We start from the raw sequence: 24322 nt of genomic DNA, 5'->3' as shown, positions 1-24322 counted from the left end.
GACAGCTTCAAGAACCTCGCGACCCACCGGTCGCGGGGTTTTTTGTTGGGTGCAGGGGCGGGTACCGGACGCCGCGTTCCGCGCGCGCAACCAGACCGGCCGCATGGATCCCCGCATTCGCGCGGATGAACGGAATGCGGGGCAGGCGGCGGAGACTACTCCGCCGCGACGGCACCGGGACGGGCGCCAGACCTGAAGGCGCGGCGCAGCTCCTCGCGGGTGGCGTGGGCTCGGTCGATGGCGGTGTCCTTCACCGGACCGTAGCCGCGGATCTTCTCCGGGTAGGCGGCGAGCGCGACGGCCGCCGCATAGGTCTCCGGCGTCAGGCCGCTGACGATCTCGTCCAGCACCCCCTCGTAGTCGACCAGCACCTGACGCTCGCGCCGGCGCTCGTCGGTGCGGCCGAACACGTCCAGCGGGCCGCCGCGGAAGCGGCGCGCCCAGGCGAGCACCGGCATCACCTTGAGGATCCAAGGACCGAAGGTGCGCTTGGCCGGGCGGCCGGTACGCGGATCGGTTTTCGACAGGAAGGGCGGCGCAAGATTGAGCTCCAGCCGCTCCCAGCCTTCGAACTGGCTGGCGAGCTGCGCTCGGAATGCCGGCGAGGTGTAGAGCCGTGCGACCTCGTACTCGTCCTTGATCGCCATCAGCTTGAACAGCGAGCGGGCGACGCTCTCGACGAGATCGGTGCGGCCGGGCACCATCCGGGCTTCCAGCTGGCGGACCTGGTCGAGCCGCTTCAGGTAGCGGTTGGCGTAGTCGGCGTTCTGGTAGTCGGTGAGGATGCCGGCGCGGCGGGCGATCGTCTCGTCGAGATCGCCGGAGATCCGGCGGTGGTCGAGTTCCGGTTCCTTCCGGGCGCCGCCGAGACCCTCCGCGGCGGCGGGATCGATGGCCAGTCGCCGGCCGAAGCGGAAGGCGGCGAGGTTGAGCTTCGTCGCCACGCCGTTCAGAGAGATCGCCTTCTCGATGGAGAGCGACGACACTGGGATGGTCCCGAGCTGATAGGCGGCACCGAGCATCACCATGTTGGCGGCGATGGCGTCGCCGAAGACCATGGTGGCGATCTCGGTGGCGGAGAAGAATGCGGCGCGGTCCGGCCCGGCGGCATCGCCGAGCGCCTTGATGACGCGTCGGGTCGGCAGCGAGAAGTCGGGATCCTTCACGAAGTCGCCCGGCAGCTGCTCGTGGGTGTTGGCGACGATCCGCGTGCGGCCGGGATCGATGGCGCCGAGCTGCTTCGCCATGCCGGCCACCGCGATGTCGCAGGCGAGGACGAGGTCCGCCCCCGCGGTGCCGACGCGGATGGTGTGCAGATCTTCCGGCGACGGCGCCAGCTTGAGATGGCTGGTGACGGCGCCGCCCTTCTGGGCGAGCCCGGCCATGTCGATGATGCCGCAGCCCTTGCCCTCCAGATGGGCCGCCATGCCGAGGATCGCGCCGATGGTGACGACGCCGGTTCCGCCGACGCCGGTGATCAGGATGCCGTAGGGCCGGTACAGGCCGGGCAGCGAGGGTTCCGGCAGCGGGGTGGCGCCGGTGTCGTCGACGACGGTCTCGGAGCGGGTGTGCAGGCGTGCGCCGTGGACGGTGACGAAGGACGGGCAGAACCCCTTCAGGCAGGAGAAGTCCTTGTTGCAGCTCGACTGGTCGATCCTGCGCTTGCGGCCGAACTCGGTTTCCACCGGCTGCACGGCCACGCAGTTCGACTGGACCGAGCAGTCGCCGCAGCCCTCGCAGACCTCCTCGTTGATGAGGATGCGCTTGTCGGGATCGGGGAAGGTGCCGCGCTTGCGGCGGCGGCGCTTTTCCGCCGCGCAGGTCTGGTCGTAGATCAGCACCGTCAGGCCCGGCAGCTTGCGCAGGTCGCGCTGGACCTCGTCGAGGTCGTCGCGGTGAAAGACGCTGGTGCCGGACGGCCAGCCGGCGGTGTACTTGTCCGGCTCGTCGCTGACGACGACCAGCTTCTCCGGTCCGATGGCGGCCACCTCGGCGGCGATCTGCTGCACCGTCAGGCCGCCGTCGTTGGTCTGGCCGCCGGTCATGGCGACCGCGTCGTTGTAGAGGATCTTGTAGGTCATGGTGACGCCGGCGGCCTTGGCGGCGCGGATCGCCATGATGCCGGAGTGGTTGAACGTGCCGTCGCCGATGTTCTGGAAGACGTGGGGCGTGGTGGAGAACGGTGCCTCGCCGATCCAGTTGGCGCCCTCGCCGCCCATCTGGGTGAAGCCCTCGGTGGAGCGGTCCATCCACATGGACATGAAGTGGCAGCCGATACCCGCGAAGGCGTGGCTGCCGTCGGGCACCACGGTGGAGGAGTTGTGCGGGCAGCCGGCGCAGAAATAGGGGCGCCGGGTGGAGATGTCGGTGGTCTCGGCGAGCCGGCGCCGGGCGGCGCGGACGCGCTCCAGCTTCGCGGCGATGCGCTCGTCGCCGGTGAGCGCCACGATGCGCGCGCCGATCGCCTCGGCCACCATCGTCGCGTCGAGGGCGCCATTGGAGGGGAACAGCCAGGCGCCGGCGCTGTCGCGCTTGCCCTCGATGACCGGCCGCTCGGTGCGGGCGAACAGGATCTCCTTGAGCTGCGGTTCGATCAGGCCGCGCTTTTCCTCCACCACCAGGATCTGCGGCAGGCCGCCGGCGAACTCGACCGCCGCCTCGGGGTTGAGCGGCCAGGGGCAGCCGACCTTGCACAGGCGGATGCCGAGATGGGCGCAGTCGACCTCGTCGATGCCGAGGATGTCGAGGGCCTCCAGCACGTCGAGCCAGCTCTTGCCGACCGAGACGATGCCGAGCCGGGGGCGGCGGCCGCCCTGGGTGACGATCCGGTCGAGACGGTTGGCGCGGGTGAAGGCCAGCGCCGCCGGGATCTTGTGGGTGTGGAGGCGCTCCTCCTGGCCGAGCGCGTCGAAGCCCTGACGGATGTTCAGTCCGCCGGGGGGCATCGCGAAGTCGGGCCGCACGATCGACAGCCGGTCGAGGCTGCCGTCGATTGAGGCGGTCGATTCGATGGTGTCCTTGACGCACTTGAGCGCCGCCCAGGTGCCGGCGAAGCGCGACAGGGCAAAGCCGTAGAGCCCGTAGTCGATGACCTCCTGGACGCCGGCCGGGCTGAGGATCGGGATCATCGCGTCGACGAAGGCGAACTCGGACTGGTGGGCGGTGGTGGAGGATTCGCAGGTGTGGTCGTCGCCCATCAGGGCGAGCACGCCGCCCCAGGGCGAGGTGCCGGCGAGGTTGGCGTGGCGGAAGGCGTCGCCGGAGCGGTCGGCGCCGGGGCCCTTGCCGTACCAGACGCCGAACACGCCGTCGTGGCGGCCGGTGCCGCGCAGCTCGGCCTGCTGGGTGCCCCACAGCGCGGTGGCGGCCAGATCCTCGTTGAGGCCCGGCTGGAACAGGATGCCGGCCTCCTGCAGGCGCTTGCCGGCGCGGGCGAACTGCTGGTCGAGGCCCCCGAGCGGCGAGCCGCGGTAGCCGGTGACATAGCCGGCCGTGGACTTGCCGAGCGCGGCGTCCCGCGCCTGCTGCATCAGGGTGAGACGCACGACGGCCTGGGTGCCCGATACGAAGATGCGCTCGGTGGCCAGGTCGTACTTCTCGTCGAGCGTCACGGGGCGCGGAGCCATGGATGCGAACCTCGGGAACGGAAGGAAACGGCTTTCTGGAGAGACTCCAATTCTCGCCGGCCGGGGTCAACCGGAAACGGGACCGCCCGCGCCGTTGTGATGACGGCGCGGGCGGCCAAGCGGAGCGGCGGGGTCAGTTGCCGTAGATGACCGTCGGCAGCCAGGTGGAGAGCTGCGGCACGTACCAGAGGATGAGCAGCGCCAGGATCTGGATCAGCACGAACGGGATGACGCCCAGGTAGATCGACATGGTCTTCACCTCGGGCGGGGCGACGCCGCGCAGATAGAACAGCGCGAAGCCGAACGGCGGCGTCAGGAACGAGGTCTGCAGGTTCACCGCCATCATGATGCCGAGCCAGATCGGGCTCATGGGCTGGCCGTTGGGCATCTCCATCTGCAAGAGGACGGGGGCCACCAGCGGCACGACGACGAAGACGATTTCCAGGAAGTCGAGGAAGAAGCCCAGGAAGAACATCAGCAGCATGACGGCGAGGATCGCGCCGATGGTGCCGCCCGGCAGGTTGGAGAGGAACTCCTTGACCATCTCCTCGCCGCCGAGGCCGCGGAAGACCAGCGAGAACAGCGCGGCACCGATGAGGATCACGAACACCATGCAGGTGATCTGGGTGGTGCCTTCCAGCACCGGCTGCATGACGCCGGCGCGCAGCACCCGCAGGAAGGCCACGAGGCAGCCATAGGCGACGACGGCGCAGAGGGCGACGGCGACGTAGATGGCGAACTGGTCGCCGCTGTCGATGACCTCGCGGTTGACGCGCATGTCGACGGTGGACACCAGGATCAGCAGCCCGACCACCGCGAGGCCGGCGACGTAGATCGGGATCGGCCGGCCCTGGTCGAGCCGCAGCCCGCCGAGCAGCAGGGCGCCGACGGCGCCGACCGAGGCCGCCTCGGTGGGCGTGGCGACACCGGCGAGGATCGAGCCCAGCACCGAGACGATCAGCACGATCGGCGGCACCAGCGCGTGCATGAACTTGCCGAAGGTGACGTGCTCGCCCTCTTCCGGCGGCATCGCGGGGCTGGATTCCGGCCAGATCAGCGCGACGATCAGCTGGTAGGTGATGTACATGAACACCAGCATCAGGCCGGGAAGCAGTGCGCCGGCGAACAGGTCGCCCACCGAGACGGTTTCCGGGGAGAAGATCCCCATGTCGAGCTGGGCCTTCTGGTAGGCGTTCATCAGCTGGTCGCCGAGCACCACCAGCACGATGGAGGGCGGGATGATCTGTCCGAGCGTGCCGGCGGCGGCGATGGAGCCGCAGGCAAGCCGCGGGCTGTAGCCGCGCTTCAGCATCGTCGGCAGCGACAGGAGGCCCATGGTCACCACGGTGGCGCCGACGATGCCGGTGGAGGCGGCCAAGAGCGCGCCGACGATGGACACCGACAGGCCAAGGCCGCCGCGCATGTGGCCGAACAGCTTGCCCATGGTGTCGAGGAGTTCCTCGGCCACCCGCGAGCGCTCGAGCATCACGCCCATGAAGATGAACAGCGGCACGGCGACCAGGACCTCGTTGGTCATGGTGCCGAAGATGCGCTGGGGCAGGGCGGCGAAGAAGGCGATGTCGAACACGCCGAACAGCATGCCGATCAGGCCGAAGATCAGAGCGATGCCGGACAGCGTGAAGGCGACCGGGAAGCCCGACAGCAGCACGATGCATGCCGCCAGGAACATGAAGAGGTCGAGGAGATGGGCGAAATCTTCAAACGTCATGGGGGCGCTCAGGGCGTTTGCATCGGGGCGTCGAGAGCGGCGAGCTCCCGCTGGTCGCCGGCGAGCGCGAGAAGGGAGTGGCACATCATGGAAATGCCCTGGAGGCCGATCTGGACCGCGAAGGCGATGATCGCCGTCTTCAGGAGGAATACGCCCTGGATGCCCGACGATTCCCGCGAGCCTTCCAGGATCGCCCACGAGTTGGACACGTAGGGCCAGCTGATCCAGCCGATGAGGATGCAGACCGGCAGCAGGAAGAAGATGCAGCCGAGCAGGTTCACCCACGCCTTCCGGCGCGGGGTGGCCTCCCGGTAGAAGATGTCGATCCGCACGTGCCCGTCCACGCGCAGCGTGTAGGCGGCCGCCAGCATGAACAGGAAGGCGTGCATGTAGATGATCAGCTCCTGCATCTGGATGGAGCCGACGCCGAACACGTAGCGCATGACCACGACGACGAACTGGACGACGACGATGGCGAGGGCGAGCCAGGACAGGATCTTGCCCGTCCAGAGATTGAAGGCATCGATCACGGTGGCGATGGCACGCATACGGAATGTTCCTGCGGGGTCTGCGCGGGGATGCGGCGCGAGATCGTCACGGAAGCGGCGCGGCCGGATGCCGCGCCGTCCGATGGACGCCAGGGGGCGAAGCCGCCCCGTCGGGTCTACTTGCCGCCGATGATCCGGGCGCGGCCCATCGAGTAGGCCTGCTCGGAAATGTCGGTCCAGCCGGCCAGATCCTTCCGGGCCTTGATGTAGCTGTCGTAGATCCGCTTGCCGAGGTCGTCGTGCTCGGCGACCTTGGCCACCACCTCTTCGGAGGCGGAGCCGAAGGCATCGAAGATCTCATCGGAGAACTTCTTCAGCTGAACGCCGTGCTCGTTGATGAGGGTGGCGAGCGCCTGGCCGTTCTTGGCCATGAACTCGGCGTACATGTTGTTGTTCTCGTCGCGGGCGCAGGAGGTGACGATCGCCTTGTCGGAGTCCGACAGCTTGTCCCAGATGCCCTTGTTGAGCCCGACGCCGAGCGTCGGTCCCGGCTCGTGGAAGCCCGGGTAATAGTAGTATTTGGCGACCTTGTAGAAGCCGAAGGCCAGGTCGTTCCACGGACCCACCCATTCGGTGCCGTCGATGGCGCCGGACTGCAGGGCCTGGAAGATTTCGCCGCCGGGAAGGTTGATCACCGACACGCCGAGCTGGCGCAGCGCCTCGCCGCCGAGGCCCGGCATGCGGAACTTCAGGCCGCGCAGATCCTCGACCGTGTTGATCTCGTTGCGGAACCAGCCGCCCATCTGCACGCCGGTGTTGCCGCACTGGAACGGCTTGATGTTGAACTGGCCGGACAGCTCGTCCCACAGTTCCTGGCCGCCGCCCCACTGCACCCAGGCGTCCTGCTCGCCGGCGGTGAGGCCGAGCGGCACCGCCGCGAAGAACGCGAAGGCCGGGTGCTTGCCCTGCCAGTAGTATTCGGCGCCGTGGTACATTTCGGCGGTGCCGTTCTGGACCGCGTCGAACGATTCGAACGGCGGAACCAGTTCACCCGCACCGTAGAGCTTCACGGTGATGCGGCCGTCGGTCGCCGCGGTGATCTTGTCGGCGAAGCGCTGGGCGCCGGTGCCCAGGCCCGGGAAGTTCTTCGGCCACGTGGTGACCAGCTTCCACTCCTGCTTGCCCTGCGCGATGGCGGGCGCGGCCAGCGTGGCCGAGGCAGCAGTGGCGCCGGCGGCGACGCCTGCAGATTTCAGAAAAGATCGGCGATCCATGGGGTTCCTCCCGGTTGTTTCCCTTGGTGACGCACAGACCACTCGTTGCCGCGGCGAACGGCCAACGGTGGTTCTTCTCGTGCACCGAGCTTCGATTTAAATCGCATGTTTCCTGAACCGACAAGGGCGAGAAACGCGATTGGGCAGATTTCTGAACCATTCGTCATCTTGAGCGGGGAGGGGAGCCGCGGCGGCGGCGAAGTGATATGAGCATTGCCGAGTGTTGAGGCAGAGGAAGTCAGGCGAACCCGAATGTCAGCGCCCCTTATTCTCGTGACGTCGGACCAGAGGTCGTTCGACAAGTATGTGTGGGCAGCAACCCCCACCCAGTATCTGGAGGCCGTTGCCCAGGTCGCCGGCGGCGTTCCGGTGATCGTCCCCGCCCTCGACAAGCCGTTGGACGTCGACGCGCTGCTCGACCGAGCCGACGGCGTGGTGGCGACGGGATCGCGCTCCAACGTGCATCCATCCAACTATGGCGGCTCGCCGACCGAGGAAGCCGAACCCTACGACGAGGCGCGCGACGCCGTGTCGCTGAAGCTGATCGCCCGCGCGGTGGAGCGCGGCGTGCCGATGCTGGCCATCTGCCGGGGCATGCAGGAACTCAACGCCGCGCTGGGCGGCACGCTGCATCCGGCCGTCCACAAGATTCCCGGGCGTATGGATCACCGCCCGCCCGAGGCGGAGGACAACGCGGTGCGCTTCAAGCTGTGCCACGCTGTCGAGCTCGATCCGCAAGGCGAGCTGGCTGGGATCATCGGCGAGACCAGCTTCATGGTGAACTCGCTGCATCGCCAGGCGATGTTCACCCTCTCGGAGCGGCTCGCCGTCGAGGCCACCGCTCCCGACGGCACGATCGAGGCCGTGCGGGTAAAGGACGCCAGGGCGTTCGCGTTCGGCGTCCAGTGGCATCCGGAGTTCTGGGCACGTACCGATCCGCCGTCGCGGCGGCTGTTCGAGGCCTTCGGCGACGCCGCACGGGCGTATGCCGACAGCAAGGCGAAGGCCCCGGCGACCGTCTGACGTGGATGCCGGCCGCGCCGACGCATCTGCCGCAGTGACTTGCTTGCGGCTTCGTGGCATCGGATCTGAATGGGCAGGGTGATCGGCACGGTGAGGGTCGGCAGGTCCGCCGTTTCGGCGGCGGCGATCGTCTATCTATGCCTGCTGCAGGCGTTCCTCTGGGGCGCCGCGCAGGGGGCGATGGCGACGGTCGACCTCGACCCGCTGCAGGTCATCTGTTCATCGTCCGGGGCAACCACCGCCAACGGCGGGCCGGACGGGCCGGCCGAGCGGCGGATGGGCTGTCCGCTGTGTGCGCTCAGCCGCGTTGCCGCCACCGCACTGCCGGCACCGGACGTCCCGTGCGCCATCATCGGCCGGGCCGAGCCGGCGACCCTGGTGCGCGCCCAACCGCCCCAGACCGTGCCGTCGTCGCTGCTGCGCACCCGCACGGCCGAGGCCCGCGCTCCCCCGACCATCTCCTGACCGTCCGACGCAGACCGGCTGCCGCGCGCGGCGCCGATCCTCTTTCGATGTCAGGAGTTTTCCATGTCCCACGTCGCCTCCGGGCGCGGGCGCACCGACGCCGTGCGTTCGCCCAACGACCTCTATCGCGCCGTCTGGCGCTGGCATTTCTATGCGGGCCTGCTCGTCCTGCCGTTCATGATTCTGCTGGCGGTGACCGGCGGGATCTACCTGTTCAAGGACGAGATCAACGACGCGGCCTATGCCCGCCTGCGGCTGGTCGAGCCGGCCCCCGCCCCGCCGCTCGCGCCGTCGGCGATCGTCGCGGCAGCACTCGCCACCCACCCCGGCACGCTGAAGTCCTACATCCCTGCCGCAGCCCCCGATCGGTCAGCGGAGGTGAAGATCAGGGACGCCGACGGCGTCAGGGATACCGTCTACGTGGACCCGTACACGGGCGTGGTGCTCGGCAGCGCCTGGGACGCCGGCTCTTCCGGCACCGAGTTGATGTGGATCGTGCGGAAGCTTCACAGCCTCGAACTCGTCGGCTGGTGGGGCAATCGTCTGGTCGAGGCGGCCGCCGGCTGGGCCGTCCTGCTGGTGGCGACCGGCATCTTCCTGTGGTGGCCGCGCGGCAGGGGCGTGGGGGTGGTGCGGGTCCGCAACAGGCGCGGCCGGCCGTTCTGGCGCGATCTCCACGCCGTGACGGGGCTCTATGTGGGCGTCTTCATCGTGTTCCTGGCCATCACCGGGCTGCCCTGGTCGGGCTTCTGGGGCAAGCAGTTCTACGACCTCTCCTACGAGGCGGGCCTCGGCATGCCCGACGGGTACTGGGGCAAGTACCCGACCTCGGCGGTGCCCACCGGCACCGCGCTCGATCGCGCGCCGTGGATCCTCGAGCACCAGCCGATGCCGGTGTCCGGCGCAAGCGCCGGGGTGCCGGCGGGCCTCGACCAGATCGTCGCCACCGTCGAGGCGCGCGGCATCCATCCCGGCTATGCCCTGGACATGCCTGGCGGGCCCGAAGGGGTCTTCACCGCCTCGGTCTATCCCGACGACGTCACCCAAGAGCGGGTCATCCACCTCGACCAGTACATGGGCGAGGTCCTGTTCGACATGGGGCTGGCCGACCTCGGGACCCTCGGCCGGGCGGCGGAATGGGGCGTCAGCCTCCACATGGGGCAGGCGTTCGGTCTCGCGAACCAGCTGATCCTGCTCGGAGCCTGCATGGCGATCGTCCTCCTCGGGGTTTCGGGTGGGGTGATGTGGTGGCGGCGCCGGCCGGCCGGATCGATGGGCGTGCCGCCGCTGCCGCTCGACCGCCGGGTGTTTGCCGGGCTCATGGCCATGCTCGTCGTCGGCGGGCTGGTCTTTCCGCTGGTAGGGCTGTCGCTGGCGGTGATGCTGCTCCTCGACCAGATCTATGTCCGGGCGAGGGGGCGGCGGCGGACATCGGGACTGGGCGCGGCGTAGGCACATCTGTCCACCGGATCGGCGGGTCTTGTGGCCGCCGATCCGGCTCCGATATCGCCCAGGAGCTGCGCGGCGCGTCGGGTTGCCGCGCCGCGCGCGTTCGGCGAGAACGGACCGGCCATTGCATTCGCCCTTGCGCGGGCTATGGTCCGGCCGGCCGGGCGTCAGCCAGCCCCGGCGACCACATCTTCCTGACGGCGTACCGCGCGTGATGCAGCCACTCGAGACAGCCCCGCACCCGGCCGGCACCCCGGTCTACGGCCCGCACAGCGCGCCGGAGATCACCGTCGTGCTGCCGACCTACAACGAACGGGACAACGTGCCCGTCGCGATCGAACGCGTGGGCAAGGCGCTTCAGGGCCGCAACTGGGAGATCATCGTCGTCGACGACGATTCGCCCGACGGGACCGCGGATGTGGTGCATGCCCTTTCGGAACGGGACGGCCGGGTGCGCTGCATTCGCCGCATCGGCCGCCGCGGCCTCTCCGGCGCCTGTGTGGAGGGTATGATCGCCGCCGCGTCGCCCATCGTCGCGGTCATGGATTCCGACCTGCAGCACGACGAGACGATCCTGCCGGCCATGCTTGCGGCCATCGAAAGCGGCGAGGCGGAGATCGCCGTCGGCAGCCGCTACGTCGATGGCGGTGCCTCGACCGAGGGACTTTCCGCCGTGCGCCAGGCGGGCAGCCGGCTTGCCAACGGGCTGGCCCGGGTGCTGCTCGGCGTGCGCCTCAACGATCCGATGAGCGGCTTCTTCATGCTGAAGCGCGAGATGGTCGAGCGGCTGGAGACGAAGCTGTCGCGCCAGGGCTTTAAGATCCTGCTCGACATCGTCGCCTCGGCGCCGCGCTCCACGCGGATCGTGGAGATCCCGTTCTCGTTCCGCGAGCGGGTCGCCGGGGAAAGCAAGCTCGATGAGCTGGTGACCATCGAGTTCCTGGCGCTGATCCTGTCGAAGCTCCTGTTCAACGCCGTGTCGGTGCGCTTCATCCTGTTCATGGCCGTGGGCACGACGGGCGTCGTGGTGCATCTGGCGGTGCTCCGGGCCGGGATCGCCATTCCCGGCATCGCGTTCGGGGTGGCCCAGACCATCGCCACCGTGGTCGCCATGACCTGGAACTTCTTCCTGAACAACTGGCTGACATACCGCGACCGGCGCCTGCACGGGCTGGCGATGCTGCGCGGGCTGATCTCCTTCTATCTCGTCTGTTCGCTGGGCGTGGTCGCCAACGTCGGCGTCGCCAGCGCGGTGCACGGATCGGATCACGTCTGGTGGGTGGCCGGCATCGCCGGTGCGGTGGTGGGCTCGGTGTGGAACTACGCCGCCAGCGCAGCCCTCACCTGGCGCGTGCGCTGAGGCGGCCGCAGGTGCGCGCGTCGTCCGTCACGGCCGCTTCGGCCCAGCGTCGCCCGCTGGTCGACCTGTCGTCGCCCGGGACGATCATCGCGATCGTACTGGCGCTCACGGCGATCCGGCTGGTGGCGGCCGCGACCATCGAGCTGACCGAGGACGAGGCCTACTACCGCCTTTGGGCGCTGGCGCCGGCGTGGAGCTACTACGACCATCCGCCGATGGTGGCGTGGTGGATCGCCGCCGGCCAGGCGATCTTCGGCGACACGACCCTCGGCATCCGCTTCTTCACCGTGATCTCGGTCTCGCTCGGCTCGCTCGGAATCTGGCGGGCCGGCGCGATCCTCACCTCCGACGCCCGCATCGCCGGACGCGCGGTGGTCTGGTTCAACGCCACGCTGCTCGTCGGCATCGGCGCGATGATCGCGACGCCCGACGTGCCGTCGGCGTTTTTCTGGGGCCTGGCGATCTGGGCGCTGCTCGAGCTCGTGCATTCCGACGACGGCCGCTGGTGGCTGGCGGTCGGCCTGTTCGCGGGGCTCGGGCTGCTCGCCAAGTATTCCGGCCTGTTCCTCGGCGGCGGTATCCTGCTGTGGCTCCTCGTCGTGCCGGGGCAGCGCAAATGGCTGGCGAGCCCCTGGCTGTGGATCGGCGGCATCCTCGCCGTGGCCCTGTTCGCGCCGGTGGTGATGTGGAACGCCGACCACGAATGGGTGTCGTTCGCCAAGCAGTTCGGCCGGGTCGCCGGCAACCATCTCGACGAGCGCTTCATTCCGGAATTCCTGCTCGCCGAGATCGGGCTGATCGGCCCGCTGATGATCCCGTTCCTGGTGCTCGGCACCGTCGGCATCGTGCGCGAATCGCGCCGGCTCAACCCGGGGCGCTGGCTGCTGCTGCTCTCCAGCCTGCCGTTCCTGGCCTATCTGCTGGTACACGGGCTGCACGACCGGGTGCAGGGCAATTGGCCGGCGCCGCTCTATCCGGCGGTGGCGCTGATTTCCGCGGAGGCGGCCAGCCTGGCGCTGATCCCGGTCCGCCGCGAGCGCGTGTGGCTGGTGCTGCGGGCGCTGGTGGCGCCGGTGGGGATCGGCCTGGCGCTGCTGGCGATCGTCCATTCGGGAATGTCCGCCGGGTTCGTGACCACCAAGGACCCGACCAAGCAGTTGCGTGGCTGGACGACGTTCGCCGAGGAGGTGGACCGCATGCGCGTGGCGGCGGGGGCCGACTGGGTCGGCGCGGTGCACTACACCGTCACCGGCGAGCTCGCCTTCCACCTGCCGCAGGTCCCGGTGTTCGGCATCGTCGAGCCGTTGCGCTACGCCAACCTGCCGGCGCCCGACCTTTCGCTGTTCGAAAAACCCGGGCTGGTCCTGGACGAGCACCGCCGGCTCGGCACCGACATTCTCGGCGCCCGCTTCGACCACTTCGAGCAGATCGGAACGCTGACGCGGTCGGCGAACGGGGTGGCGATCGCCACCTACGACGTCTGGCGGGTCAGCGGCGCCAAGGGCGATCCGACCCGGCGCACGGATCTTCTGGAAAAGGCGGCCGACTAGGCCCTACTTGCCTTCCTCGCAGATCATTTCCACCCCGGAATTGCCGGTGCACGAGGCAATCGCGTCGTTGCGCTCAGCCGCCGCCTCGAGGCGCGCCGACAGGGCCGCCGCGTCGACCGGCAGGGCGAACTGCTCGTCGACGGCGAAGGCGCCGACCGCCTGGCGCACCTGTTCGCGATCGGTCCCGGAGGCGGACTGGGGCAGGTAGCGCAACTGCTTCAGGCGGCTGACGACGGCCGGATCGGAGAGCGCGGCGGACATGTCGGTGTCCGGGGCGGCCCGCTCCGGCGTGGCATCGCCGGGCGTGGGCTGGGTCGCGCCGTCGGCATTGGCGCCGCCGGGATAGATCACCCGGGACACCTTGTCGGCCTCGGTGATCTGCCGTGCCGGCGGGGTCTCTACCGGCGTCGTCGCCGTGGCGCCGATAACCTCGTTCTGGGGCGCAGCACCCGGCAGCGACGCGGTGGCGGTCTCTGTGCCGGCGGGCGGCGTGGTGCCGTTGGCGTCGGGCGTGCTGGCCGTCGCATCGGGAAGCGGCGCGGACTCGATCTCGCCCTGACCGGCGCCGGCCACGCCCGTGTCTCCGAAGGTGTCGGGGATCGGTACGCCGGCCGCCTGGCCGTCGTCCGGCGTCAGCGGCTGCGGCGTGCCGTTGGCGATGTCGGGCGACAGCGGCGGCAGCAGGCCCCGGTTGCGCAGCTCCTCCTCCGACATCTCCGGCACATTTTCCAGGCCGGGCTGGCCGTAGACCGGCGCCTCGGCGACGGCCGATTCCTGCGAGATGATCGTTTCCGGCTGTTCCATCGCCCACATGCCGCTGGTGTTGCGGCAGCGGAAGCCCTGCAGGACGACGCGCTCGGCCTGGTCGGCGCGGGTGTAGGTGACCTCGTAGCCCCGGCAGGGGTTGGCGCAGTTGATGCAGAGCGCGTTGGAGCGCCGCGAGACGGGCTCGAACGAGCGCACGACCATGCTGGCGCCCGACGGCGTGCGGAAATACTGGGGCACGTTGGGCGGCGCGACCTGGAGGATCGACTGGAGCTGCTGGTCGAGGGCGCCGAGATCGCGCGGTGGAATGGGGCCTTCCTGGGCCGCCGCCGGCGCGGCGAACAGGCCGGCCGACAGCACGGTCACGGCGAGCAGCGTCGCGGCGAGCGCTCCCCGAGGCTGGGGGAGGCGGCGCAGTCGCGCGAAAGGGGACAGGAATGCCATAGGCTCGTCCTTCTCGTGGTCGGTGCCCGGAAGCGCGGTGGCACCGGGCATGTCCACCCGTCGGCCCGATGGCCCAGGGTGTCAGGTCGCAGGCCGGGCCGCGACCGGGGTCGGGTTAGCTCGCCGGCCCCATCCATTCAAGCGGACTTCGGCGGTATGGTGGCGGCCATGCAATTTTTGCGGGCCACGGTGCCCCGCACCACCCGCCGAACATGAGGGACGGGCGATTTGAATCCCCGCACCCGTGGATTGCTCGCATTGGCCCCTTGCCGACGCGCGCCGTGCTCCTTATAACCCCGCCAGCGTTTGCGACAGCGAGCGTCGTGCGCCCTTCGTCTATCGGTTAGGACGCCAGATTTTCATTCTGGAAAGAGGGGTTCGACTCCCCTAGGGCGTACCATTCGCGTTCAAGCTGGCGGCTCCCGTCTCGCGGAGCATGGCTGTCGCATCCTCCACATCATCCCAAATCAGTCAGACTGCGGCCGCCGCGCGAATCGCGCGCGAGGTTCTTGGTTTCCTCGACCGAGGAACCGATCGGGCAGGCCGGGACAAGCCCCGGACCTGCCGGCAAGGGCCTCAGAGCCGCTTCAGACGGGCCGTGGCCGGCGCGTCCGCCCTGGAGGCGATCAGGGCGCGGCGGATCGACAGGTGGGCGGCGCGAATATCCAGGTTCACCGCCCGGCGCGCCGCGGCCCGGTCTCCCCGGGAAATGGCGTCCATGACGTCCTCATGCACCGAGTAGCCGATTTCGAACAGCCGCTCGAACAGCCCCTCGCTGTTGCGCGAGGCGGCCAGGATCGGCCCCGTCCGGAGCCAGAGGCTCGCCACGATGTCGACGAGCTGCGGGGAACTGGCCGCGCGGTAGATCTCGAAATGAAAGGCCTGGTTGGCCGCCAGCGCCGATTCGAAATCGCGCGCCCTGAGCGCGCGCAGCATGGCCTCGTTGTGCTCCCGGAGCCTGCCGATCATCTCCGGCGTCGCGGCCAAGGCAGCCCGCTCCGTCGCGTAACCCTCCAGCTGCATCCGGATCCGGATGTACTCCTCGTGCTCGGCGGCAACGTAGGGCGCGACGCGCAGCAGCCGGTCGGTGGACTGCTCGAACGCCTTTTCCGAGACAAGCCGGCGCACGGCCTCGCGCACCGGCATCGCGCTGGTCCCCAGGGCCTGGGCGAGACTGCGGATCGAGACCTGTTCGCCGGGCAGGAACTGGCCCCTGAGCAACGCGAGACGCAGGCTCTGATAAACCCTTTCCTGCACGGTCGAGACGTCGACAGGCTCGAGGGAGAACTTGGGCGGCTGGGGGTCCAGGATGGTCAACTCTCGATCTGCCTCGCTGCGGGGGATTCGGACATGGGTGCGGGATGCCGACCGCTTTCATAGCCTGTCTGGAAGGGGAGAGGCGAGTGGGGCCCTCGATCCGCCGCTGATAGGCCGCGTATCAGCCGCCGTCCCGCATCCGGCAATGGCCCGAGAAATCGCGCACTCCCGCACCAACTATAGTATTAGTATATTCTAAAGTGTGATCACGGATCGAAAATCAAGCATCGGCCATCTTTACATCGCCGTAGCATGGCGTAGTCTCGCGGTACACGCAAAGGGCGAAAAGTCCTTGCGGGGCGGACAGCCGGTGTCTCAGCCGGATGGCCGCCGAGTCATAAGAACCGGTTCCTGGGAGGGAATTCATCATGCGACACGAAGCCATCGCCGTGGCCCTGACCTCGGCCTGCCTGCTCGGCGCCACACCGCTCATGGCCGAGCCGCTGAAGATCGGCATCATCGAGAGCCTGTCCGGCTCGCAGACCTCGACGGGGCGCATGTTCGCCGCGGGGGTCCAGTACGGCGTCGACAAGATCAACGCAGACGGCGGCTTCAACGGCGAGCCCGTCGAAGTGATCGAGTACGACAACGCCGGTGGGCCGACCGAAGCGGCCGACAAATTCCGCCAGGCGGTCGCCGACGGCGTCGATATCGTCTTCCAGGGCGCCTCGTCCGCCATTGCCGGCCAGATCACGGAGGACGTGCGCAAGCACAACCTCCGCAATCCCGGCAAGGAGATCATGTTCATCAACATCGGTGCCGAGGCGATGGAGCTGACCGGCGCCAAGTGCCACTTCTACCACTTCCGCTACACCACCAGCGCCCCCATGCGGGTGAACGCGCTCGTGCAGGCGATGAAGGAAGCGGGCGACCTCGGCACCCGGGTCTATGCCATCAACCAGAACTACTCCTGGGGACAGGACATGCAGGCGGCCACCGAGGCTGCGGCCGAGGCCGGCGGCTACACCGTCGTCGAGGAGACCCTGCACGACGTCAACAAGATCCAGGACTTCGCGCCCTACGTCGCCAAGATCAAGGCGGCCGATCCCGACACCGTCATCACCGGCAACTGGTCGAACGACCTGCTGCTCCTGATGAAGGCCACCGGCGATTCCGGCCTCAAGGTGCGCTTCGCCACGGCCTTCCTCGACCAGCCCGGCAACATCGCCAATGCCGGCGATACGGCGCTTGGCCACTACCTGGCCAACAGCTACGTGAACTCCGCCGCCGACGGGACGTTCGCCGAGGAATACAAGGCTGCCCAGGGCCACTATCCGACGTTCGTGGAGCCGCAGGCGGCGTTTGCCGCGGGCGCGCTGGGACAGGCGCTGTCCGGCCTCGACTTCAAGGGCGGCGACATCGACGTGACGGCGATCGCCGAGGCGCTTGAGAACACCACCTACGAGAGCCCGGTCGGGCCGATCTCGGTCCGCAAGGAGGATCACCAGACGATCCGCCCGGTGGTCGTGTCCAAGGTGGTCAAGGACGCGAAGTACCCGGCCGACGACACCGACATGGGCTTCGAGACCGTTGCGGTCGTCGCGGGCGATCAGGCGATCTACGCGGTGCAGGATTCCTGCGACATGAAGCGTCCGGACTGATCCCGGAGACTGGCTTGTCCGCCGGTCAGGTCTGCCTGACCTGACCGGCGGACGCTTCAGGTTTCGCCCGGCCGCGCGTGTGCACCGCCCGCGGCCGGACCTTCCCGTCGACGATCGACCCGAACGGTCCCGAGCCCCTCATGGAATTCGCCCTCGTCTCGACCCTCAACGGCGTCATCTACGGCCTGCTGCTGTTCATGGTGTCGGCCGGCCTGACGCTCATCTTCGGCATGATGGGCGTTCTCAACTTCGCCCACGCCTCGTTCTACATGCTCGGCGCCTACGTCGCCTATGCGGTCTCGTCGGTGTTCGGCTTCTGGGCGGGGCTGGTCGCGGCGCCGATCGTGGTGGCGGTCTTCGGCTTCCTGGTGGAGCGCTTCCTGCTGCGCCGGGTCCACGCCTTCGGCCATGCCCACGAGCTGCTCCTCACTTTCGGGCTGGCGCTCATCATCGAGGAGCTGATCAAGCTCTTCTTCGGCGACTTCCCGGTGAACTACCAGATGCCGGACCAGCTGCGCTTCGCGGCCTTCACCATCTTCGGCACCGATTATCCGTTCTACCGGATCTTCATCGGCGCCGTCGCCGTGGTCATGTTCGTGGCGCTCTGGCTGATGCTGTCGCGTACCCGCATCGGCATCGTGGTGCGGGCCGCCGAGCGCCAGCCATCGATGGCGGAAGCGCTCGGTCACAACATTCCGATGGTCTTCATGGGGGTGTTCGGGGCGGGCGCGGCGCTCGCGGGCCTCGCCGGCGCGGTCGCCGGCGCCTTCTATCCGACCAACCCGAACATGGCCCTTGAACTCGGCGTCATCGTGTTCGTCGTGGTGGTCGTCGGCGGGCTCGGGTCCCTCAAGGGGTCGCTGGTCGCCTCGCTGATGATCGGCCTGTTCTCCTCCTTCGCGGTCGGCATCGACTGGTCGCTGGCCAGCCTGTTCTCCATCGTCGGTCTCGGCGACTGGGCGCACTCGGTGGGCGGGCTGATGACGATGACCGTGTCGTCGGTGTCGGGGACGATCCCGTTCATGCTGATGCTGGTGGTCCTGCTGGTGCGCCCGGCCGGGCTGATGGGCGAGCGAACCTGAGATGGCGCGCGTGAGAGTTCTCGTCCCGGCGGCCTTCGTGCTGGCCCTGCTGATCGCGCTGCCGCCGTTTCTCGGCCTCGGCTGGCAGAACGCCCTCATCAACATCCTGATCGCGAGCCTGTTCGCGCTCGCCTTCAACCTTCTGGCCGGGCAGGCGGGGCTGCTGTCGTTCGGCCACGCGGCCTATTTCGGCGTCGGCGCCTTCGCGGTCCTCCACCTGATGAGGGCGGTCGAGGACGGCCTCGGCTTCCCCACCCCGCTGCTGCCGCTCGCGGGTGCCGCCATCGGTCTCCTGGTGGGCATCGTCGCCGGCTTCTTCGCGACGATGCGATCGGGCGTCTATTTCGCCCTCGTCACCCTGGCGATCGCCGAGCTGTTCCATTCGCTCGCCCCGCACTGGCAGGGGGTCTTCGGCGGCGAGGCGGGCCTCTCGTCCATGCGCATGCCGTGGCAGGGGATCATCTTCGGCTCGCTCCTGGAGGTCTACTACCTGACACTCGGATGGGTGCTGCTCTCTATCCTGCTGCTGTGGGCCTACACGCGCACGCCGTTCGGCAGGCTGACGCTGGCCTTGCGCGACAACGAACAGCGCGTCCGGTTCCTGGGCTACAGCGCGCACGCCTCCAAGGTGATCGTGTTCGCCATTTCGGCGATGTTCTCCGGCATCGCCGGGGGCCTGCAGGCGATTTCGAACGAGACCGCCAACTACGCGCTCTTCGGGTCCGGCGTCTCGGCACAGGTGGTGCTCTACACGTTCGTCGGCGGCTCCACGATCTTCTTCGGACCGGTGGTCGGCGCGGTGACGTTCACGCTGTTTTCCTACCTGGTCTCGGACCTGACCCGCTCGTGGCTCCTCTACCAGGGCCTCGTGTTCGTGCTCGTGATGCTCTTTGCGCCGACCGGCATCGGCGGCGTGGTTCAGGCTCACGTGAGCCGGCGCAAAGAACTGGACTGGTCCCGGCTGGCGGGGCCGTATGCGATCGGAGCCGCAGGGGGCGCGCTGGTCACGGCCGGGGTGGTGTTCCTCACGGAGACCCTGGCGATCCTCTTCGGCGACGGTTACGCGGTTCTGCGTCGGGACTCGGGCGGCGGCTATCCTCCGTTCGAGGCGTTCGGGACCGACTGGAGCCCGACGAGCCCGCTCACCTGGCTGCTTCCGGCGGTGCTTCTCGTCGCGGGCCTGGCTCTCATCCTGCGGGCGCGCCGCCCGATCGCCGCGGCGTGGGAAAGCCTGCATGCCCCACCCGAAGCCGAAGCGGCGGCAGCTGCCGCCGAAGGGAGGCCGGCATGACCGCATCCGAGCTTCCCGCCCTCGAACTTGCCGGCGTGGTCAAGTCGTTCGGCACGATCGAGGTGATCCAGGGCGTCGACCTCGCGGTCCGCGCCGGCGAGCGCCACGCGGTGATCGGCCCCAACGGCGCCGGCAAATCGACGCTCTTCAACCTGATTTCCGGCCTGTTCCCGCCGACGGCAGGCGACATCCGGCTGAACGGCCGGTCGATCGCCGGCATGACGCCCGAGCGGATCAACCGCAGCGGCCTGTCGCGCTCGTTCCAGATCACCCGGCTGTTCCAGCGGCTGAGCGTGTTCGAGAACCTCAGGATCGGCGTGCTGTCCCGGCACGGCGTGCGCTTCGGACTGTTCCAGCCGGTGTCGCGCATGCGGGCGATCAACGAGGAGACGGCGGAGGTGCTGTCGCTGGTGGGCCTGACCGCGCGGGCGGACCATCTCGCCGGCGACCTCACCTATTCGGAGCAGCGGGCGCTGGAAATCGGCATGACGCTGACCACCGGCGCCGACGTGATCCTGCTCGACGAGCCGACGGCCGGAATGTCGCGCGAGGAGACGGCGGAGGCGGTCGACCTGATCCGCCAGGTCACCGAGGGAAAGACCCTCCTGATGGTCGAGCACGACATGAGCGTCGTCTTCAGCCTGTGCGACCGCGTGTCGGTGCTCGTCTACGGGTCGATCCTCGCCACCGGCACGCCCGAGGAGATCAGCGCCAATCGCGAGGTCCAGATGGCCTATCTCGGCGACGAGGCGGTGTCATGAGCCTGCTCGAGGTCAGCGGGCTGCACGCCCATTACGGCAAGAGCCACATCCTCCACGGAGTCGATCTCGACGTCGGGGACGGGGCCATCGTCTCGCTCCTGGGGCGCAACGGTTCCGGCCGGTCCACCACGCTGAAGGCCATCATGGGACTGGTGCCGCCCACCGCCGGCGCCGTCCGGCTGGCCGGGAACGATCTCGCCGGCCACCGGCCCTACGACGTCTGCCGCCACGGCATCGGATACGTGCCGGAGGAACGGCTGGTGTTCTCGAACCTGACGGTCGAGGAAAATCTGCTGATGGGCGTCCAGACCGCGCCGCCCGGCGCGCACACCTGGTCGATCGACGCCATGTACGACTACTTCCCGCGGCTCAAGGAACGCGCCGCGATCCGCGCCGGCTACCTGTCCGGAGGCGAGCAGCAGATGCTGACGATCTGCCGGTCGCTGCTCGGCAACCCGCGCATCCTGCTGATCGACGAACCGACCGAGGGCCTCGCCCCGCGCATCGTCGAGGTGGTGATGGAAGTGATCCTCGACATCGGGCGCCGCGGGGTCGCGGTGATGCTGGTCGAGCAGAAGCTGACGATCGCCCTGAAGGTCGCCGCGGAGGTGATGGTGATGGGCCACGGGCGGATCGTCTTCCGCGGACCGCCCGACGCGCTCGCCGAGCGCTCCGACATTCGCCGCCAATGGCTGGAGGTCGCGTGATGCGGCTGGCCGCTCCCAGGGAGACTGGAAACTCATGAGCCTGATCGAACGGATGCGGCCCGAGCCGGGTCTGCGTGTCCTCGTCACCGCCGGTGCGTCCGGGATCGGCGCGGCCATCGCGACCGCCTTCCTGGAGGCCGACGCCAAGGTGCTGATCTGCGACATCGACACGGCCGCGCTCGACGCCTTCGGCAAGGCGCATCCGGAGGTTCTCGCGACGGAGGCGGACGTCTCCGACGAGGCGGCGGTCGCCGATCTGATCGCTGCCGCGGAGGACCGGCTCGGCGGGCTGGACGTCCTCGTCAACAACGCCGGGATCGCCGGCCCGACGGACCTCATCGACGACCTCGAGGTCGAAGACATCCGCCGGACGCTGGACATCAACCTGCTGGGCCAGTTCCTGACGGTCCGCCTGGCCGCCCCGATGCTCCGGCAGAGCCGGGGATCGATCGTCAACCTGTCGTCGGTGGCCGGCCGGCTCGGGCTGGCGCTGCGCACCCCCTATGCGGCCTCCAAGTGGGGGATCGTCGGCCTGACGGACAGCCTCGCGCGGGAGCTCGGGCCGGATGGCGTGCGGGTGAACGCGCTGCTTCCCGGCTTCGTCCGCGGACCGAGGATCGAGGGCGTGATCCGTGCCCGGGCGAAGGCCTCGGGCCTGTCCTACGAGGACATGGAGGCCGACTACCTGAAGAGCGTCTCGCTGCGCCGGATGGTCGAGCCGGAAGACGTGGCGGCGATGGCGCTGTTCCTGTGCTCGCCCGCCGGCGCCAACATTTCCGGCCAGGCGATCAGCATCTGCGGCAACGTCGAGAATATCTGAGAACGGGGGCGCGCTGCACCCGGACGAGAGAGTGGCTGAGGCGGAAGCTTCACGCTTGATCGGACGGGACGGATGGCGCAATGCCGAGGGATCAACTTGGAACGGTGATCCCATGGCAGCATCCCCCGTCGTCACGCTCGCGCGGCTTGCGCTCCAGCCCCAGGTCCACGGCGACAGCTTCGAAGCCCACTTCGCCCCGATCGCGGCGCCGGCCGGTGCGCGCCAGCTCGGCTCCCGGCTGGTCGAGGTCCCGCCCGGCAAACGCGCGTGGCCCTTCCACAATCACCACGCCAACGACGAGATGTTCGTGATCCTTGCCGGATCCGGGACGCTGCGCTTCGGCACCGAGACCTACCCGGTGGCTGCGGGGGACGTGGTCGTTTGCCCCGCAGGCGGGCCCGAGACCGCCCATCAGCTGACCGCCTCGGCGGACGGGCCGCTGCGCTATGTGGCGGTCAGCACGATGCGCGAGCCGGATGTGTTGGAGTATCCGGACTCCGGCAAGGTGACCGTCTTTGCCGGTGCGGCGCCGGGCGGCGAGAAGGCGGCGCGACGGATGTCGTTGACCGTGCGCAGCGGCGACGCGGTCGATTACTGGGACGGCGAGAGCTAGGGCCGCTCCCGGTCGGGAGCCACCTCCGGATCGGTTGGATTGGGGCGGAGATGCTCCGGGCGGCCGTCTATTTCTTGAAGAAGGCAGCGAAGGCCGCCTGAGCGGTCGGGCTGCGCCGCAGTCGCTGGAAGGTCTCGGCCTCGACCGCCAGCGCCTCCGCCACCGGACCGACGGTGGCGTGGCGGAGCAGGCGCTTCGTCGCGATGATGGATTCGACGGGCAGAGCGGCCATCGCGACGGCTTTTCCCATCGCCATGTCGAGGGCCTCGCCGTCCTCGGTCACGGCATTGACGATGCCAGCCGCCTGCGCGTCGGCGGCGTCGAACGGGTCGCCGAGCAGCAGCAGTTCGGCGGCCGCCTTGGTGCCGGCGATGCGCGGCAGAAGGTAGGTGGACGCCCCCTCCGGGCAGAGGCCGAGATTGACGAACGGCATCCTGAACCGCGTCCCGCGGCCGGCGTAGGCGAGGTCGCAATGCAGCAGCATCGTCACGCCGATGCCGACGGCGAACCCTTCGACCGCCGCAATCACCGGCTTCTCGAATGTCGAGAGCACGCCGAGAAAGTCGAGCGCAGCACTCGGGCCGCCGCCGTCGCCGAGATCCTGGAAGTCGACGAGGTCGTTGCCCGCGGTGAAGACGCCATCGGCCCCCGTCAGCACGACCACATGAACGCTGTCCTCGTTCGCCGCCTCCTTCAGGGCCGTGCCGAGGGCTGCGTAGGTCGCCTTGTCGAGGGCGTTGCGCCGCTCCGGCCGGCTGATCGTGAGCTGGCGGACGCCCGCATGCGAATCGGTGATGACGAGGCTGTCGACCATGACGGTGTCTCCTGTGGCGGGCTCAGTCGCCGAACATCGCGGCGGACGCCGCGACGCGGTCCCGGGCCCGACAGTATTCCTCGGCCAGACGGTCGACGAGATCGGCCACCGGCGGCGCGTCGCATATGGTGCCGACGCCCTGGCCGGAGCCCCAGATGTCGCGCCACGCCTTGGCGCTGGTGGTGCTGAAATCCATGCTGGTCTTGTCGGCGGCGGGCAGGTTGTCCGGATCGAGGCCGGCGGCGACGATGCTCGGCTTCAGGTAGTTGCCGTGCACGCCGGTGAAGGTGGGCGAATAGAGGATGTCGGCGGCGGCGGAGGTAGCGATCATCTGCTTGTAGCCGGGGGCGGCGTTGGCCTCGGCGGTGGCGATGAAGCGGGTGCCCATGTAGGCGAGATCGGCGCCCATGGCCTGGGCGGCGAGGATGGCGTCGCCGGTGGTGATCGCGCCGGCGAGCGCGATCGGGCCATCGAAGAAGCGCCGCACCTCTCCGAGAAGCGCGAACGGGCTCAGCGTGCCGGCGTGGCCGCCCGCGCCGGTGCACACGAGGATGAGGCCATCGACGCCGGCCTCCAGCGCCTTTTCCGCGTGGCGGACGGTGGTCACGTCGTGGAAGACGACGCCGCCGTAGGAATGGGCCTGGCGCACGACTTCGCCGGGCGGGCGGAGCGAGGTGATGATGATCGGCACCTTGTGGGCGACGCAGGTCTCCATGTCCTCGGCGAGCCGGTTGTTGGAGGCGTGGACGATCTGGTTCACGGCGTAGGGCGCGATGTGGCGCGCCGGATCGCTTGCCCTTGCGGCCGCAAGCTCCGTCTCGATGCGCGTGAGCCAGCCGTCGAGCGTGTCCGGCGCCCTCGCGTTGAGCGCCGGGAAGGCGCCGACGACGCCGGACAGGCATTCGGCGATGACGAGATCCGGCCCGGAGACGATGAACATCGGCGAGGCGATGACGGGCAGCCTCAGCGCAGTCTGCAGGACGGGCGGAAGACGGTTGGCGGCAGCTGTCATGGGAAATGCTCTGGATACTGAGGCGAAAGCCATGCGGGGACGGTCGACGGACCGGAGTTGGCCAGGAGAACGGTAAACGTCGCCTCCATCCGCACTAGCCGATATTCCGGCGCGGATCGACCCGGACGAGA

The 24322-nt window shown here is 68.9% G+C and carries 20 protein-coding genes and 1 tRNA gene; 13 read left to right on the top strand and 8 right to left on the bottom strand.

Annotation, left to right across the window (positions count from 1 at the left end; all coding sequences use genetic code 11):
- Window positions 1–155: 155 nt before the first annotated feature.
- From AB7M35_RS10510 to AB7M35_RS10495, 4 genes are all read right to left on the bottom strand, one after another.
- Window positions 156–3626, bottom strand: coding sequence for an indolepyruvate ferredoxin oxidoreductase family protein (locus AB7M35_RS10510; protein ID WP_453959511.1), 3471 nt, complete (start codon window positions 3624–3626; stop codon window positions 156–158).
- A gap of 133 nt (window positions 3627–3759) precedes the next feature.
- Complete coding sequence (locus tag AB7M35_RS10505; protein WP_453959509.1) at window positions 3760–5355, bottom strand: TRAP transporter large permease; 1596 nt, start codon at window positions 5353–5355, stop codon at window positions 3760–3762.
- Window positions 5356–5363: 8 nt separating this feature from the next.
- Window positions 5364–5903 carry a TRAP transporter small permease subunit gene (locus AB7M35_RS10500; RefSeq protein WP_453959508.1) on the bottom strand — a complete coding sequence of 180 codons (540 nt, stop codon included), beginning with the start codon at window positions 5901–5903 and terminating at the stop codon, window positions 5364–5366.
- 116 nt (window positions 5904–6019) lie between these two features.
- The gene (locus tag AB7M35_RS10495) at window positions 6020–7117 is read right to left on the bottom strand and encodes a TRAP transporter substrate-binding protein (protein WP_453959506.1); all 1098 of its coding nucleotides are present in this window, start codon (window positions 7115–7117) and stop codon (window positions 6020–6022) included.
- Window positions 7118–7369: 252 nt separating this feature from the next.
- On the opposite strand from AB7M35_RS10495, the gene AB7M35_RS10490 reads away from it, so the two are divergent.
- From AB7M35_RS10490 to AB7M35_RS10470, 5 genes are all read left to right on the top strand, one after another.
- Window positions 7370–8140 (top strand): gamma-glutamyl-gamma-aminobutyrate hydrolase family protein, encoded by a 771-nt coding sequence (locus tag AB7M35_RS10490; RefSeq protein WP_453959505.1) that lies wholly within the window; start codon window positions 7370–7372, stop codon window positions 8138–8140.
- A 69-nt stretch (window positions 8141–8209) separates the two neighbouring features.
- Window positions 8210–8605 (top strand): DUF2946 family protein, encoded by a 396-nt coding sequence (locus AB7M35_RS10485; RefSeq protein ID WP_453959503.1) that lies wholly within the window; start codon window positions 8210–8212, stop codon window positions 8603–8605.
- Between the two features lie 63 nt (window positions 8606–8668).
- Entirely contained in the window at window positions 8669–10057 is a 1389-nt protein-coding gene (locus tag AB7M35_RS10480) for a PepSY-associated TM helix domain-containing protein (RefSeq protein ID WP_453959502.1), read from the top strand.
- A 211-nt stretch (window positions 10058–10268) separates the two neighbouring features.
- A complete protein-coding gene (locus tag AB7M35_RS10475; protein WP_453959500.1) occupies window positions 10269–11414 on the top strand; it encodes a glycosyltransferase in 1146 nt (381 codons plus the stop codon).
- Window positions 11415–11425: 11 nt separating this feature from the next.
- Complete coding sequence (locus AB7M35_RS10470; protein WP_453959498.1) at window positions 11426–12964, top strand: ArnT family glycosyltransferase; 1539 nt, start codon at window positions 11426–11428, stop codon at window positions 12962–12964.
- Window positions 12965–12967: 3 nt separating this feature from the next.
- Here AB7M35_RS10470 and AB7M35_RS10465 read toward each other — a convergent pair whose 3' ends face one another.
- Window positions 12968–14224 carry a hypothetical protein gene (locus AB7M35_RS10465; RefSeq protein WP_453959497.1) on the bottom strand — a complete coding sequence of 419 codons (1257 nt, stop codon included), beginning with the start codon at window positions 14222–14224 and terminating at the stop codon, window positions 12968–12970.
- A 274-nt stretch (window positions 14225–14498) separates the two neighbouring features.
- Between AB7M35_RS10465 and AB7M35_RS10460 the strand changes: the two genes are divergently transcribed.
- Window positions 14499–14573: transfer RNA gene (locus tag AB7M35_RS10460), tRNA-Glu, on the top strand.
- 176 nt (window positions 14574–14749) lie between these two features.
- Here AB7M35_RS10460 and AB7M35_RS10455 read toward each other — a convergent pair.
- The gene (locus AB7M35_RS10455; RefSeq protein ID WP_453959496.1) at window positions 14750–15490 is read right to left on the bottom strand and encodes a GntR family transcriptional regulator; all 741 of its coding nucleotides are present in this window, start codon (window positions 15488–15490) and stop codon (window positions 14750–14752) included.
- A gap of 368 nt (window positions 15491–15858) precedes the next feature.
- Between AB7M35_RS10455 and AB7M35_RS10450 the strand changes: the two genes are divergently transcribed.
- The 7 genes from AB7M35_RS10450 (at window position 15859) to AB7M35_RS10420 (ending at window position 22365) form a co-directional block, all read left to right on the top strand.
- Entirely contained in the window at window positions 15859–17091 is a 1233-nt protein-coding gene (locus AB7M35_RS10450; protein ID WP_453959495.1) for a branched-chain amino acid ABC transporter substrate-binding protein, read from the top strand.
- Window positions 17092–17231: 140 nt separating this feature from the next.
- A complete protein-coding gene (locus tag AB7M35_RS10445; protein WP_453959493.1) occupies window positions 17232–18173 on the top strand; it encodes a branched-chain amino acid ABC transporter permease in 942 nt (313 codons plus the stop codon).
- 1 nt (window position 18174) lies between these two features.
- Window positions 18175–19464 (top strand): branched-chain amino acid ABC transporter permease, encoded by a 1290-nt coding sequence (locus AB7M35_RS10440; RefSeq protein ID WP_453959491.1) that lies wholly within the window; start codon window positions 18175–18177, stop codon window positions 19462–19464.
- Window positions 19461–20225 carry an ABC transporter ATP-binding protein gene (locus AB7M35_RS10435; protein WP_453959489.1) on the top strand — a complete coding sequence of 255 codons (765 nt, stop codon included), beginning with the start codon at window positions 19461–19463 and terminating at the stop codon, window positions 20223–20225. The genes AB7M35_RS10440 and AB7M35_RS10435 overlap by 4 nt, the downstream gene beginning before the upstream one ends.
- Window positions 20222–20932, top strand: a complete 711-nt coding sequence (locus AB7M35_RS10430) for an ABC transporter ATP-binding protein (RefSeq protein WP_453959488.1) — start codon at window positions 20222–20224, stop codon at window positions 20930–20932. The genes AB7M35_RS10435 and AB7M35_RS10430 overlap by 4 nt, the downstream gene beginning before the upstream one ends.
- A 34-nt stretch (window positions 20933–20966) precedes the next feature.
- Window positions 20967–21752 (top strand): SDR family oxidoreductase, encoded by a 786-nt coding sequence (locus AB7M35_RS10425; protein WP_453959486.1) that lies wholly within the window; start codon window positions 20967–20969, stop codon window positions 21750–21752.
- A 112-nt stretch (window positions 21753–21864) separates the two neighbouring features.
- Window positions 21865–22365 (top strand): cupin domain-containing protein, encoded by a 501-nt coding sequence (locus tag AB7M35_RS10420; protein ID WP_453959485.1) that lies wholly within the window; start codon window positions 21865–21867, stop codon window positions 22363–22365.
- Window positions 22366–22432: 67 nt separating this feature from the next.
- Here AB7M35_RS10420 and AB7M35_RS10415 read toward each other — a convergent pair whose 3' ends face one another.
- On the bottom strand, window positions 22433–23179 hold the full coding sequence (locus tag AB7M35_RS10415) for an enoyl-CoA hydratase-related protein (RefSeq protein WP_453959484.1): 747 nt from the start codon (window positions 23177–23179) through the stop codon (window positions 22433–22435).
- Window positions 23180–23201: 22 nt separating this feature from the next.
- A complete protein-coding gene (locus AB7M35_RS10410; protein WP_453959482.1) occupies window positions 23202–24191 on the bottom strand; it encodes an NAD(P)H-dependent flavin oxidoreductase in 990 nt (329 codons plus the stop codon).
- Window positions 24192–24322: the final 131 nt, after the last annotated feature.

It is taken from the genome of Amorphus suaedae (genome assembly GCF_053629675.1).
Note: the sequence above shows the minus strand (reverse complement) of the source record. Positions and strands in the feature narration are given on the sequence as shown.